Genomic DNA, 12,718 nt, shown 5'->3' with positions numbered 1-12,718 from the left:
CTCATTTCAGATTCCCCGGATCTGCTCGTGGCCGCCGTCGATCAGCGGGCCCCAGAGCCGCCACGCGAAGTGGCCGAGGCGGTGCGGGCCGTCCTCGTCGGAGCGGCAGGGCGAGGCGAGGAGGGAGTAGTCGGCCCGCTCGCCGAACGCGCGGACGTGCCAGGTGTCGGCGTCCTCGTTGGGGAAGCCGGAGTCGTTGAACCGCGGCGTCTCCCACTGGGCGCGACCCTTGACGTCGGGGTCGCCGTCGCTGCCGGCCCGCACCCGACGCAGCTCCTCGGCCCACGCCAGCGACGTCTTCACCGGGAGCGGCAGCGGCTCGCGCTGGCCGGCGTCGTAGAGGGCGACGAGGTCGCGCAGCCACTGCTGCGCCTCGTGCTGCGCGAGCGGCCCTATCAGTGAGACCTGCCCGCCCGAGCGGTGCTTGCCGATGGTGTGCACGGTCCAGTTCTCGTCGGGCAGGCCGGCGCCGAGCGCGAGGGCGTTGATCCACGCGGCCAGCCGGTGCTTGGCGCCGAGGTTGGAGAAGGACACCGAGACGGCGTTGTTGCCCCAGACGTCGCCGACCGTGCCGGAGAGCCGGCGTCCGCCGCCGAGGTCGATGTCGACGTCGAGCGTGCGCTGCGGCCCGCGGCGCAGCGCCTGGGCGGCCTCCACGAGCGGCTTCGCGTTCTTGACGATGTCGGTGAGCACGCCGACGCCGAGGTTGAGCGGCGGCAGGGTGCCGCTCAGCTGCTCGGCCAGCATCGCCGACTGCGGGTCGGCGCCGGCCATCACGTTGCTGACGATCCGGTCGCCGACGCCCCACTTCTCCAGCGCGTCGAGGGTGATCGGAATGGCGTCCTTGACGTCTTCAGCGTCGTACGACTTCGCGACGCGCAGCCGCCGGAAGAAGCCGCGGACGGGGTGGGCGAAGAAGTCCCGGAGGTCGGCGAGCGAGACGTCGCCGACAGGCTCGACTGCCGGCAGCGGGCTCGGCACGAGGACGCCGACGGGCTCGCGGTCCTCGCGGGCGGTGCTCGCACCCGCGAGGGCGAAGCGGTCGAACGTGAAGGCGCCGCCCTCGCGCAGCCGGCCGGACACGAAGTTGTCCTCGTCGAAGGGCTGGAGCGGGTGGTGGGTCAGCACGTGGTCGCGCACCGGCGCGGCAGCGGTGCGGTCGAGTGCGTCGAGCAGCTCGCCGAGCGGCACCGCGGGCGGTCGCTCGGCGCCGGTGTGCTCGCCGCGGCCCGTGTAGGTGATGACGAGCCGCTCGGTCGCGGCCGTGATCGCGTCGAGGAACAGCTGGCGGTCCTCCGAGCGGAGGTCGCGCTCGCCGGTGCGCGGCCGTCGCGCGAGCACGTCGTCGCCGTCGACCGTCGAGACGCGCGGGAAGACGCCGTCGTCGAGGCCGACGAGGCACACGACCCGGTGGGGCACCGACCGCATCGGCACCATCGTGCAGACGGTCAGCGTGCCCGTGCGGAAGTTGGAGCGCGTCGGCCGGCCGCGGAGCCGCTGCTGGAGGAGGGCACGTACGTCGGCCTGCCGCAGCGTCGTGCCCGAGTCGCCCGCGCCGGCGGCGATGCGCGACACCTCGCGGTCGAACTGCGCCACCTGCCACACCTCGGTGACCGGGGTGGACGTGAGGCGGTGGACCGCCTCCGACAGGGCGGTCGTCCAGTCGGTGACGCTCGTGGCGCGCTCGGCGGCGTCGGTGAAGCTGTGCACGCGCTCGACGAACTCGGCGAACCGGCCGACCAGGTCGAGGTCGCCGTCGCTCACGTCGTCGACCGGGACGGTGCCCGAGACATGGCGATGGTCGAGCCCGGACATCGCGGCGCCGAGGAGCACCCGGCGCAGGCCGGTCACCCAGGTGTTGGCCTCCAGCCCGTCGAGGCCGAAGACCCCGCGGTGCTGGGCGTCGTAGCCCCAGCGGATGCCGCTGGTGTCGACCCAGCGGGTGATCCGCTCGAGCGCCTCGTCGTCGAAGCCGAACCGGGCCCGCACCGGGTCGGCGCCGGCGACGTCGAGCACCTGGCTCGCCGTCATCCGGCCGCGCACCAGCTCGACGAGCTGGGCCGCGAGGGCGAGCAGGGGGTTGGTGGCGGCGAGCGACCGGTCGGCGAGCCGCACGCGCAGCTGGTGACCCGGGTGGCCAGCTCCCTCGCCCGCGACGTCGGCCATCCCGAAGGAGGCGGAGATGAGGGGCGCGTAGGTCTCGATGTCGGGGACCATCACGAGGATGTCGCGCGGCTCGAGCGTGCGGTCGTCCTGGAGGAGCCCGACCAGCACCTCACGCAGCACGTCGACCTGGCGGGCCGCGCCATGGCACGCGTGCACCTGCACGGAGTCGTCGCGCCCGGTGCGACCGGACCGCTCGTCCTGGGTCGGTGCGTGGTTGGCGCGGAGGTCGCGCTGCAGCCAACCGAGGAGCGTGTCCGGGGCCGGCTGCGGTGCGGCCGCGCTGCTCGGCAGGTCACCGAGGGTGCGGCGCAGCTCGCGCGCGTCGCGGCCGAGCGACCCGAGCAGCGGGTGGCCGACGAGGCCGGCGGAGGTGTCGAGGGCGCGGGGCACCTGGCTCTCGCGGGCGACCGGCGCGAGCGCGTCCCACAGCACGGTGGACGCCTGCGGCAGCCAGAGGTGGACGTCGCGCAGCTCGCCCAGCGCGGTCAGCAGGGACACCTCGGTCTCCGGCAGCCGCGTGTGCCCGAAGAGGGACAGCCGCGACGGCAGGTCGAGGTCGTCCCCTCCGGCGCGCAGCCGCGCCACGGTCTGCGAGTGGCGTACGTCCGGGGGTGGCGCGTCGACGACGTCGAGCAGGCGCCGCCAGAGGGCGGCCTGCCAGCGCAGGTCGCCGTCGAGCTCACCACCGGCGCCGTCGGACCAGCGTCCCTCCCGCCACTCGGCGAGCAGCTGCGGGCGCTGGACGGCGTAGGACGAGAAGAGACCCGCGAGCCGGCGCGCCACGGCGTAGCGCCGCGCCGACCGCTCGTCGGTCGGGTCGCCGCCGCCGAGGTGGGTGGTGAGGTCTTCGAAGCCCGCCGTGCCCATCACGTCGTCGATCACCTCGAGCAGCGGCCACGCGAACCGGTCGGGGCTCCACGGGTCCTCGGCGTCGCGGTCGAGCAGCATCGAGACCAGCGAGTGGGGCGTCACGAAGTCGACGCCCGCGCAGACACCGTCACCGCCGCGACCGCCCACGCCGAGCCGGTGCGACAGCCGCTGGGTGAGCCAGCGCTCGACGCCGCGGGCCGGGACGACCACGACCTCCCGCGCGAAGGGGTCGGGCAGCGGTGTGACCAGCAAGTCCGCGAGGCCGTCGGCGAGCGCGTCGGTGCGCTCGGCGGTGTGCAGGTGCAGGGTCACGGGCGACACCCTATGAGCGGCGACCGACAGCTGACGGCGTAGGACGCACGACGGCCGGTCACCGCACGCAGCGGTGACCGGCCGTCGGTCGGGAGGAGGTCAGCCCTTGAAGACGTCCTTGATCTTCTCGCCGGCCTGCTTGAGGTTGGCGCCCGCCTGGTCGCCCTTGCCCTCGGCCTCGAGCTGCTCGTTGTCGGTGGCCTTGCCCGTGGACTCCTTGGCCTGGCCCTTGAGCTCCTCGGCCTTGTTGCTGATCTTGTCGTCGAGACCCATCGTGGTTCCTCCTGGTGAGCGGTAGGCGACCGAAGTGGTCACCCTTCGAACGTGCCACGGGGGTGGGCGCCGAAAAGCACCCGTGGGGGTGGGATCCGGGCCTACGGGTCGATCGGGCGCGGCGGCGTGGACGGCCGGCCCTCGAGCTGCGCGCCGGTCCGCGGCGGCGGCGGCGACGTGTGCTCGACCTCCTCGGCCCGCGACGCGTCGAGGCGCCAGATGACGAAGCAGCCGACGATGGCGACGATGATCGCCACGGTGCCGATCAGGATCACTGTGCCCATGGGGTGCTCCCGGTGTCTGTGAGGGTGAGGACGAATACCTCTACAGTCATGTATAAGTTATCTACGCACAATGCGCAAGGGGTGGAGAGGGGTGGGGACCGTGGCCGAGCAGGTGACGGACGGCTTCGGCATCGGGGTGCTCGCGGAGCGCACCGGCCTGACGCCGACGGTGCTGCGCACCTGGGAGAACCGGTTCGGCTTCCCGACGGGCACGCGCTCCGCCTCCGGGCACCGGCGTTTCACCGGCGCCGACGTCGACCTCGTCCGGCGGGTGCAGGAGCTGCGCGCGAGCGGCATGGGCCTGTCTGCCGCGGTGGATGCGGTCCAGCGACGCAGGCGGCGCCCCGCCGAGTCGGTCCACGCGGTGATGGCCCGCGACTTCCCGCACCTCGGCGTGCAGCGACTGGGTCGGCGCTCGCTCGTCGCGGCGTCGTACGCCGTCGAGGACGACGCCCTCGCCCGTGCCGAGCGGCCGTTGGTGCTCGGCACCTTCCAGGCGGGGGACCGCTTCGCCGACCAGCGACGTCGGTGGGACGAGCTCGCCCGCACGGCGGCGTGGTCGGCGGTGGTGGCCGACTTCGACGAGTCCTTCCCCGCCGATCCGTCCGCGAGCCCGGCCCGGTGCCAGCTCGCCGAGGGCTCGCCGCTGCGGCGCGAGTGGACCGTGGTCACGGTCAGCGACTCCCGCGCCGCGCTGGTGTCGGCGTGGGAGGTCCCGGGCGCCACATCGCTGTGGGAGTCGGTCGTGAGCTCCCACCGTCCCGCTGCCGTCGCCGCGGCCCGGGTGCTCGTCGACGCGGCGCGTGCCGCTGGGGCCGAGCCCCCCGCGCACGTCGCCGAGCTGCTCGACGAGCCCGGCCACGAGACCACCGCCGTCGACGCCGACCGGATCTGGCTGCGGGCTCTCGCCCACCTGGACCGGCCCTGACGGGTCAGTGGTTGCGGAGCGCGTCGATCAGCTCGGACTTCTTCATCGTCGAGCGGCCCTCGATGCCGAGCTCGCCCGCCCGCTTGCGGAGCTCGTCGACCGTGCGGTCGTCGTAGTCCTCGGCGCCGCCACCACGCCTGCCGACCCTGGACCGACCCTGGGCGGCGGAGGCGTTGGCGATCCGCGCCGCCTTCTCCTTGCTCGCGCCGTCGTCGCGCAGCGCCTCGTAGACCTCGGGATCCTTCACGGACGGACCGGGTGACGTCCTCTTCTCAGCCATCTCAGACCTGCTTGTCGAGCGAGGCGCGGAGCTGGTCGACGGTCTTCCTCGCCAGGAGGGGGAGGTACGCCGCGACGACGGGCGAGGCGAGCCTCGACAGCCCGCTGAAGGACATCTCCGCGGTGTAGCGCACCTGCGAGCCGCGGCCGGACGCGGTGATCTCGAAGATGTCGTGGCCCTCGAACTGCTCGTTGGTGCCGCGCAGGTGCACGCGCGTCGGGGGAGCGAGCTCGGCGGTGGTGTAGGTGATCTCGACCTCGCGGCCGAGGAAGCTCGACACGTTGCGGTAGGTCGTGCCGACGCCGCCGTCACCCGAGGTGCGCTCGCACGTCTGCGTGCCGGGGTCCCACTCCTCGGCGTTGGTGAAGTCGCTGAGGTAGGCGTACGCGGCGTCGGGGGTGGCGATCGTCGAGAAAGTGCGGGAGACCGATGGCATCCCGCCACGTTAGACAATGCGGGCGCCAAGGGGGCATCCCGGCGGGCACACTCTCTGGCGTGAGGGCCCGCCGCGTCGCCGCAGCATCGATGGCTGCCGCGCTCGCCGCGACCCTCGCCGCGTGCGACCGGCAGCCGTCCGACCCGGAGACCGTCGACGTCACCTGGACCGAGCACGTCCTGCCCGACCCGGATGGTCCGCCCGGCCGGACGGTCGTCCGCGACGCAGTCGAGTGCGGCGAGGGCTGGTGGGTCGTCGGCGCGGTCTTCCTCGACAACCCGACCGAGACCCGCGACACCCGACCGGCGGCGTGGTTCTCGACCGACCGCGAGACCTGGACCTCGGTGCCGGTGGACGCGCGGACCTACTGGGGCAGGCGGGCCATCATCAACTCCGTCGCCTGCTCACGTGACCGCGTGGCGATGCTGGGCGCCCGCTCCGGCGGCGCCCACGGCAACCCGCGGGTGACCTCCTTCCACGCCGACGGCGACCGGATCGTCGACGTCCGTGCCGTCTTCATCCAGTTCGGCGGGGTCACCGCGACCAACGTCGGACCGATCGCCGGTGGACCGGAGGGGTGGCTGATCACCGGCAACCGGATCTCCGGGCCAGGGGTGTGGGTCACCGACGACCCGCGCGAGTTCACCCGGGTCGAGGCCGAGCCCGGCCTCACCGACGACGGCGACCTCCAGTCGATCACCCAGGGCGGCGGCTGGGCCGGCGACGAGTGGATCGTGGTGGGTGGCGGAGCCCGCACCGGCAGGAGCCTGGACCCCGACCCGCTCGCGTGGACCTCGCCCGACGGGCTGACCTGGACGCCCGAGCAGATGCCCGCCACCGACGCGATCGAGGACGCTCAGCGCGTCGTCCGGCTCGACGACGACCGGCTGCTCGTGGTCGGGCGGAGCGGCCAGCACTACGCCGCGTGGCGGCGCGACGACCAGGGGTGGAGGGAGGCCGCCACCTTCGGCGAGATCGCGGACGGCTCCGACTGGCGCGGGGCGCCCTACGTCGCGTCGCTCGCGCGGACGCCGCTCGGCGTGCTCGCCACCGTCAGCACCGGCGACCACTACGAGCTCTGGCAGACCGACGACGGTCGCGGCTGGCAGCGGGTCGACGTACCTCTCGAGCCGGAGACGGCCGCCGACCACGCCCTGGTCGCGGGCACCGGCGAGGCCGCCCTGCTGCTGGTCGGCGACGCCGGCGCGGGGGGTCGGGTGTGGACCGGGGAGACCGCCCGCTGACCCACTGGTCCAGACCCCTCCCTGCCACGTCCCAGCGTGGCGGGGGGCGTTTTCTGTAACAAACCCGCAACATACGCCTGCGGCTATGGACGTGACAGGCGTCACTTCATATGTTGTCCGACACAACATATGCACCCGCCTTGACGGTCCCGACGAGCCGAGGTGCGACTGAAATCGCTAGGAGGCGGTTCGCGTGAAGCGGAAGCACAGCTTGGTCCTCATCCCCTTGGTCGGCCTGTCGATGGCGCTCACCGCGTGCGGCAGCGATGACGGCGGCGACACCGGGAACGACAGCGGCGGCGACACTGGCAGCGGCGACGCCGCCGGCAAGATCGGCGTGATCCTCCCCGACACCGAGTCCTCGGTGCGGTGGGAGAGCGCGGACCGCCCGGCCCTCGAGGCCGCCTTCGAGGAGGCCGGCGTCGAGTACGAGATCCAGAACGCCGAGGGCGACGCGGAGAAGATGACCACCATCGCCGACAGCATGATCGGCAACGGCGTCACGGTCCTCGCCATCGTCAACCTCGACTCCGAGTCGGGCGCCGCGATCCAGGAGAAGGCCGCGTCGCAGGGCGTCGCCACCATCGACTACGACCGCCTCACCCTCGGTGGCTCGGCGGAGTACTACGTGTCCTTCGACAACACCGTCGTCGGCGAGCTGCAGGGCCAGGGCCTCGCGGACTGCCTGGGCGACAAGGACGCCAACATCGTCTACCTCAACGGTTCGCCCACCGACAACAACGCCACGCTCTTCGCCGAGGGTGCGCACAGCGTGCTCGACGGCATGAGCAACTACACCGTCGTCGGCGAGCAGGCCGTCCCGGACTGGGACAACGAGCAGGCCGCCACGATCTTCCAGCAGCTCTACACCGCTGCTGACGGCAAGGTCGACGGCGTGCTCGCGGCCAACGACGGTCTCGGTGGCGCGGCGATCAGCATCCTCGAGGGCGCCGGCCAGGCGGGCAAGGTCCCGGTCACCGGCCAGGACGCCACCGTCGAGGGCCTGCAGAACGTCCTCGCGGGCACCCAGTGCATGACGGTCTACAAGTCCGCCACGCAGGAGGCCGGCGCGCTGGCCGACGTCGCGATCGCGCTCGTCAACGGTGAGGACGCCGAGGTCACCGGCAGCACGGTCGACTCCTCCGACGACAGCGAGGTCCCGTCGATCCTGCTCGAGCCGCAGGCCATCACCAAGGACAACGTCGGTGACGTGATCTCCGACGGTGGCCAGTCGGCCGATGACGTGTGCACCGGCGAGTTCGCCGACCTGTGTGCCGAGGCCGGGATCTCCTGATCCCCTGATCCACCCTTCGCGGAACGACGCCCGGGCCGCACCACGGCCCGGGCGTCGCTCCGCTGATTCGCACAACTTATTCCTGTCGATCGGAGTACGACCATGGAACCGCTCCTGCAGCTGCGCGGAGTCAACAAGAGCTTCGGTGTGGTGCACGTCCTGCACGACGTCGACTTCGCCGTCTACCCCGGACAGGTCACTGCCCTGGTCGGCGACAACGGAGCCGGCAAGTCCACGTTGGTCAAGATCATCGCCGGCATCTACGGCCGCGACAGCGGCGACTACCTCTTCGACGGCAAGCAGGTCGAGGTCCACGGTCCCCGTGACGTGGCCGCGCTCGGCGTCGAGGTCGTCTACCAGGACCTCGCCCTCTGCGACAACCTCGACATCGTCGAGAACATGTTCCTCGGTCGTGAGGAGACCACCCGCTTCGGGCTCGACGAGGTCTCCATGGAGACCCGCGCCCGCGAGACCCTCGCCTCCCTCTCCGTGCGCACCGTGAAGTCCGTGCGCCAGAGCGTCGCCAGCCTCTCCGGCGGCCAACGACAGACCGTGGCCATCGCCAAGGCGGTCCTGTGGAACTCCAAGGTCGTCCTCCTCGACGAGCCCACCGCCGCCCTCGGTGTCGCCCAGACCCGGCAGGTCCTCGACCTCGTCCGCCGTCTCGCCGACCGCGGCCTCGGCGTCGTGCTCATCTCCCACAACATGGGTGACGTCCTCGAGGTCGCCGACCGGATCACCGCTCTCTACCTCGGCCGGGTGGCCGCGGACGTCTCCTCGAAGGACGTCACGCACGGCCAGATCGTCGAGCTCATCACCGCCGGACGATCCGGTGACCTCGGCATCGCCGAGAACCCCGCGACCGCGACCGTCTGAGAAGGACCGGAGACCACCATGACCGTCGACCCCGACACCCAGTCCACCCCCGCAGCCCCCGTCGCGAGCGGCTTCGACAACGACAACCGCCAGGCCGGCAGCATCGGCGAGTCGGCCCGCGACTACGTCAACCGCCTGCGCGGCGGCGACATGGGCTCGCTGCCCGCCATCCTCGGCCTCGTCGTCCTGATCGTCATCTTCGCCTCGCTCAACGACCGGTTCCTCACGACCTACAACATGGCCAACCTGGTCGTGCAGGCCAGCGCGATCATGGTCCTGGCGATGGGCATCGTCTTCGTGCTGCTGCTCGGGGAGATCGACCTGTCGGCCGGTGTCGCCGGCGGCGCCTGCGCGACGATCACCGCCCTGATGCTCATCGACTACGACTGGACGTGGTGGCTGGCGACGCTCGCCGGCGTCGCGTTCGGCATGGTGGTCGGCCTGGCCATCGGCGCGCTCGTGTCGTTCCTCGGCATCCCGTCGTTCGTCGTGACCCTCGCGTTCTTCCTCGGGCTCCAGGCGGTCCCGCTCAAGCTCATCGGCTCGGGCGGCTCGCTCCGCTACAACGACCCGGTGCTGCGCGGACTGTCGATCAAGAACGTGCCCGTCACGGCCGGCTGGATCGCCGCGGTGGTGATCGTGCTCGCCTTCGCCGCGCTCTCGCTGTGGCGCTACCGCTCGCTGTCGGCCAAGGGCCTGGTCCACCCGCCCATCGGCCTCGTCGCGATCCGCATCGCCGTCCTCGCGGCCATCGTCCTCGGGCTCACCGCGCTGCTGAGCGCCAACCGCGCGCCCAACCCCAACCTCTTCGAGATCAGCGGCATCCCGTGGGCGGCTCCGGTCGTCATCGCGCTGCTGCTCTTCTGGACCTTCATCCTCACCAAGACCCGTTTCGGCCGGCACCTCTACGCGGTCGGTGGCAACGCCGAGGCCGCTCGCCGGGCCGGCATCAACGTGCGCCGGGTGCGCATCATGGCCTTCGTCATCTGCACCGGCATGGCGGCCCTCGCGGGCCTGCTCTCCGCGTCCTACACCGGCAAGGTGTCGCCGGGCTCGGGTGGCGGCAACGTGCTGCTCTACGCGGTCGCGGCGGCGGTCATCGGCGGCACCAGCCTCTTCGGTGGTCGTGGCCGCGCGATCGACGCCGTCATCGGCGGACTGGTCATCGCGACCATCTCCAACGGCCTCGGGCTGCTCAACCAGGCGGCCTACATCAACTTCGTGGTCACTGGTGGCGTGCTGCTCCTCGCCGCGAGCGTCGACGCCATCTCGCGTCGCCGTCGCTCCTCGGCGGGCGTCTAGGTCACGACCTTGAGCCCGCAGCGGCGCTCGGGCCTCGGCACCAACCAGGAGGCCATCCGGCGCCACAACCTCGGCACGGTGCTCCGGCACGTGCACAGCGCCGGTGAGATGTCGCGCGCCGAGCTGACCGCCATCATGGGCCTCAACCGCAGCACCATCGCGGGTCTGGTCGGCGAGCTCGAGTCGCTGGGAATCTCCGAGCGCACCACGCCGGTGGAGGGCGCGCGCCAGGGCGCCGGCCGGCCGTCGGCGGGCGTACGGATCGCCGAGGACGGGCCCTACGTCATCGCGGTCGACCTCGGCGTCGACCGTGCGGTCGTCGCCCGGGTCGGTCTCGGCGGCCGCATCCTGCAGCGCGCCCAGGCGCCCGTGCACAGCGACGGCGAGGCCTGGCAGGTCGGTGCGGCCGTCGCCGCCCTGATCCGCACCGTCGTCGCGGACGCCCCCGCAGCGTCCGCTCTGGTCGGCATCGGGATCAGCGTCCCGGGCCTGGTGCGCCGCAGCGACGGACTCATCCGGCTGGCCCCCAACCTCGAGTGGCACGACGTGTCGTTCGGCGGCATCGTGCTCGCGGCGTTGGGGCTGGACGTCCCCGTGTCCCTGGCCAACGACGCCGACCTCGGCGCGCTGGCCGAGCACACCCGTGGCGCCGGCGTCGGCACCGACGAGCTCATCTACCTCTCCGGCAACGTCGGCGTCGGTGCCGGGATCATCACCGGCGGCCACCGGCTCGAGGGTGCAGGCGGCTACGCCGGCGAGGTCGGCCACCTGCGCTTCAACCCCCAGGGCCAGACGTGCCACTGCGGCAACCGCGGCTGCTGGGAGACCGAGGTCGGCGCCCACGCCATCGCCGCCGCCATCAAGTGCCCGCTCGACAAGGTGCCCCAGCTGGGCGAGGTGCTCGACGCCTTCGACAAGCCGTCGCCGGCGCTGCGCGCGACCGGCACCGCACTGGGCCAGGGCCTCGCCAGCCTGGTCAACATGTTCAACCCGCAGACGGTGATCCTCGGCGGCTACTTCCGCTCGCTCTACGTGCTCGTCGGGCGCGAGGTCGACGCCGGACTCGCCGAGCGGGCGCTGCCGGCTCCCCACGAGTCGGTGACCCTCGCCCTGCCGGGTCTGGGCCAGGACTCGTCCCTGCTCGGAGCGGCGGAGATCGCGCTGGAGCCGCTCTTCGTCGACCCGGTCGCCGCGCTCGGCACCGCCATCGACGACGTACGCTCCCGCCTCGCCGGCTGACCCACGACCGTCAGGCGGGGAGGTCGATCTCGCCCGCCAGCACCGGGCCGAAGGACTGCTCGGCCGCACCGAGTGCGGCGGCCTCGATGCCGAGCGTGCTGGTGCGCAGCTCGGGCCTGACCTGGGCGGTGGAGACGAGCCGTTCGTCGAGGGTGCGTCGTGCCGGGTCGAGGACGAGGTCGCCCAGGGGCGCGAAGTAGCCGCCCATCACCACGACCTGGGGATCGAGGACCGTGCTCAGCACGGCGATCCCGAGGCCGACGTCGCGGCCGACCCGCTCCAGCCCGGCGCGGACGTCTGCATCCGTGCGGGCGCGCTCGGCCACCGACTCGGCGGTGAGCAGCGGGGTGTCCAGCTCGGGCATCCCGACGGCCGCGAGCATCGCGTGCAGACCGATCGCCGCCTCCCAGCAGCCGCGGCGGCCGCAGCCGCACAGGGCACTGGAGTCGCCGACGGTCATGTGGCCGACCTCGCCCGCGAACCCTGCGCCGCCGCGCACGAGCTCACCGTCCTGCACGATCCCGGCGCCGATGCCGACGGTGCCGGTGACGTAGAGGGCGTGGCTCGTGCCGCGGGCGGCGCCGTGGTGCGACTCGGCGTACGCCGCACAGTTGGCGTCGTTGCTGACCTCCACCTGCTGGTCCGGGACGAGCGATCCCAGCGCGTCGGCCAGCTCGCCCCACTCGACCCGCAGGTTGGGCGCCCAGGCCACGGTGCGGTTGTCGCCGCGGACCAGGCCGGGCACCGCGAGGGTGGTGCCGACCAGTGTGCAGTCGGGTCCGACGTGCTCGTCGAGCGCCGAGCGGGCCAGGTCGCGGAGGTCGTCGCTGGTCCCACCGGACCGGCTGGTGCTGGAGACGACGCCACCGGCGAGGTCGAGCACGACGGCCGACACGTAGTCGACGTTGAGCTCGAGGCCGAGCGAGACGAACCGGTCACCCCGGAGCGCGACCGGCCGGCCGGGGCGCCCGCGCACGCCCGGACGCGACCCCTCCTCGGCGACGGCCCGTGCCGCCTCGAGGTCCGCGACGATGGCGCCGACGGTCGCCTTGGCGAGGCCGGTGTGCGCCGCCAGCTCGGACCGCGTCGACGGTCCGAGCTCGCGCAGCGCCCGGAGCACGGCGCCCGTGTTGGCGCGCCGCAGCCCCTCGGTGCCGGACGTCGAGCGGCGCAGTCCCTCGGCGTCGGTCACCGCACGCAGGTGTGGCCGCACG

12 protein-coding genes are annotated in these 12,718 nt (G+C 72.7%); 6 read left to right on the top strand and 6 right to left on the bottom strand.

Annotation, left to right across the window (positions count from 1 at the left end):
- Window positions 1-6: 6 nt before the first annotated feature.
- The 3 genes from recC to EUA06_RS16865 all read right to left on the bottom strand — a co-directional run bounded on the left by recC (window position 7) and on the right by EUA06_RS16865 (window position 3,905).
- Window positions 7-3,348 (bottom strand): exodeoxyribonuclease V subunit gamma, encoded by a 3,342-nt coding sequence (recC, locus tag EUA06_RS16875; protein WP_129477938.1) that lies wholly within the window; start codon window positions 3,346-3,348, stop codon window positions 7-9.
- A 99-nt stretch (window positions 3,349-3,447) separates the two neighbouring features.
- Complete coding sequence (locus EUA06_RS16870; RefSeq protein WP_422879763.1) at window positions 3,448-3,663, bottom strand: CsbD family protein; 216 nt, start codon at window positions 3,661-3,663, stop codon at window positions 3,448-3,450.
- 59 nt (window positions 3,664-3,722) lie between these two features.
- Window positions 3,723-3,905, bottom strand: coding sequence for a hypothetical protein (locus EUA06_RS16865; protein WP_129477936.1), 183 nt, complete (start codon window positions 3,903-3,905; stop codon window positions 3,723-3,725).
- Window positions 3,906-4,005: 100 nt separating this feature from the next.
- Here EUA06_RS16865 and EUA06_RS16860 point away from each other — a divergent pair, with 100 nt between their 5' ends.
- Window positions 4,006-4,833, top strand: coding sequence for a DICT sensory domain-containing protein (locus EUA06_RS16860; RefSeq protein WP_165354428.1), 828 nt, complete (start codon window positions 4,006-4,008; stop codon window positions 4,831-4,833).
- 4 nt (window positions 4,834-4,837) lie between these two features.
- Here EUA06_RS16860 and EUA06_RS16855 read toward each other — a convergent pair whose 3' ends face one another.
- Together EUA06_RS16855 and EUA06_RS16850 are read right to left on the bottom strand one after the other, a co-directional pair.
- Window positions 4,838-5,113: a DUF7218 family protein gene (locus EUA06_RS16855; RefSeq protein ID WP_129477932.1), complete on the bottom strand. Its 276-nt coding sequence runs from the start codon at window positions 5,111-5,113 to the stop codon at window positions 4,838-4,840.
- Between the two features lies 1 nt (window position 5,114).
- On the bottom strand, window positions 5,115-5,549 hold the full coding sequence (locus EUA06_RS16850; RefSeq protein ID WP_129477930.1) for an SRPBCC family protein: 435 nt from the start codon (window positions 5,547-5,549) through the stop codon (window positions 5,115-5,117).
- A gap of 59 nt (window positions 5,550-5,608) precedes the next feature.
- Here EUA06_RS16850 and EUA06_RS16845 point away from each other — a divergent pair, with 59 nt between their 5' ends.
- From EUA06_RS16845 to EUA06_RS16825, 5 genes are all read left to right on the top strand, one after another.
- Complete coding sequence (locus tag EUA06_RS16845) at window positions 5,609-6,793, top strand: hypothetical protein (protein ID WP_129477928.1); 1,185 nt, start codon at window positions 5,609-5,611, stop codon at window positions 6,791-6,793.
- A gap of 193 nt (window positions 6,794-6,986) precedes the next feature.
- Window positions 6,987-8,087, top strand: coding sequence for a sugar ABC transporter substrate-binding protein (locus tag EUA06_RS16840; RefSeq protein WP_129477926.1), 1,101 nt, complete (start codon window positions 6,987-6,989; stop codon window positions 8,085-8,087).
- Window positions 8,088-8,189: 102 nt separating this feature from the next.
- Window positions 8,190-8,963: an ATP-binding cassette domain-containing protein gene (locus EUA06_RS16835; protein WP_129477924.1), complete on the top strand. Its 774-nt coding sequence runs from the start codon at window positions 8,190-8,192 to the stop codon at window positions 8,961-8,963.
- A gap of 18 nt (window positions 8,964-8,981) precedes the next feature.
- Window positions 8,982-10,265, top strand: a complete 1,284-nt coding sequence (locus EUA06_RS16830) for a sugar ABC transporter permease (protein WP_129477922.1) — start codon at window positions 8,982-8,984, stop codon at window positions 10,263-10,265.
- Window positions 10,266-10,274: 9 nt separating this feature from the next.
- Window positions 10,275-11,504 (top strand): ROK family transcriptional regulator, encoded by a 1,230-nt coding sequence (locus EUA06_RS16825; RefSeq protein WP_129477920.1) that lies wholly within the window; start codon window positions 10,275-10,277, stop codon window positions 11,502-11,504.
- 10 nt (window positions 11,505-11,514) lie between these two features.
- On the opposite strand, the gene EUA06_RS16820 is transcribed toward EUA06_RS16825, so the two are convergent.
- On the bottom strand, window positions 11,515-12,696 hold the full coding sequence (locus EUA06_RS16820; RefSeq protein ID WP_129477918.1) for an ROK family transcriptional regulator: 1,182 nt from the start codon (window positions 12,694-12,696) through the stop codon (window positions 11,515-11,517).
- Window positions 12,697-12,718 lie beyond the last annotated feature (22 nt).

Source organism: Nocardioides glacieisoli (genome assembly GCF_004137245.1).
Classification (GTDB): Bacteria; Actinomycetota; Actinomycetes; order Propionibacteriales; family Nocardioidaceae; genus Nocardioides; species Nocardioides glacieisoli.
Note: the sequence above shows the minus strand (reverse complement) of the source record. Positions and strands in the feature narration are given on the sequence as shown.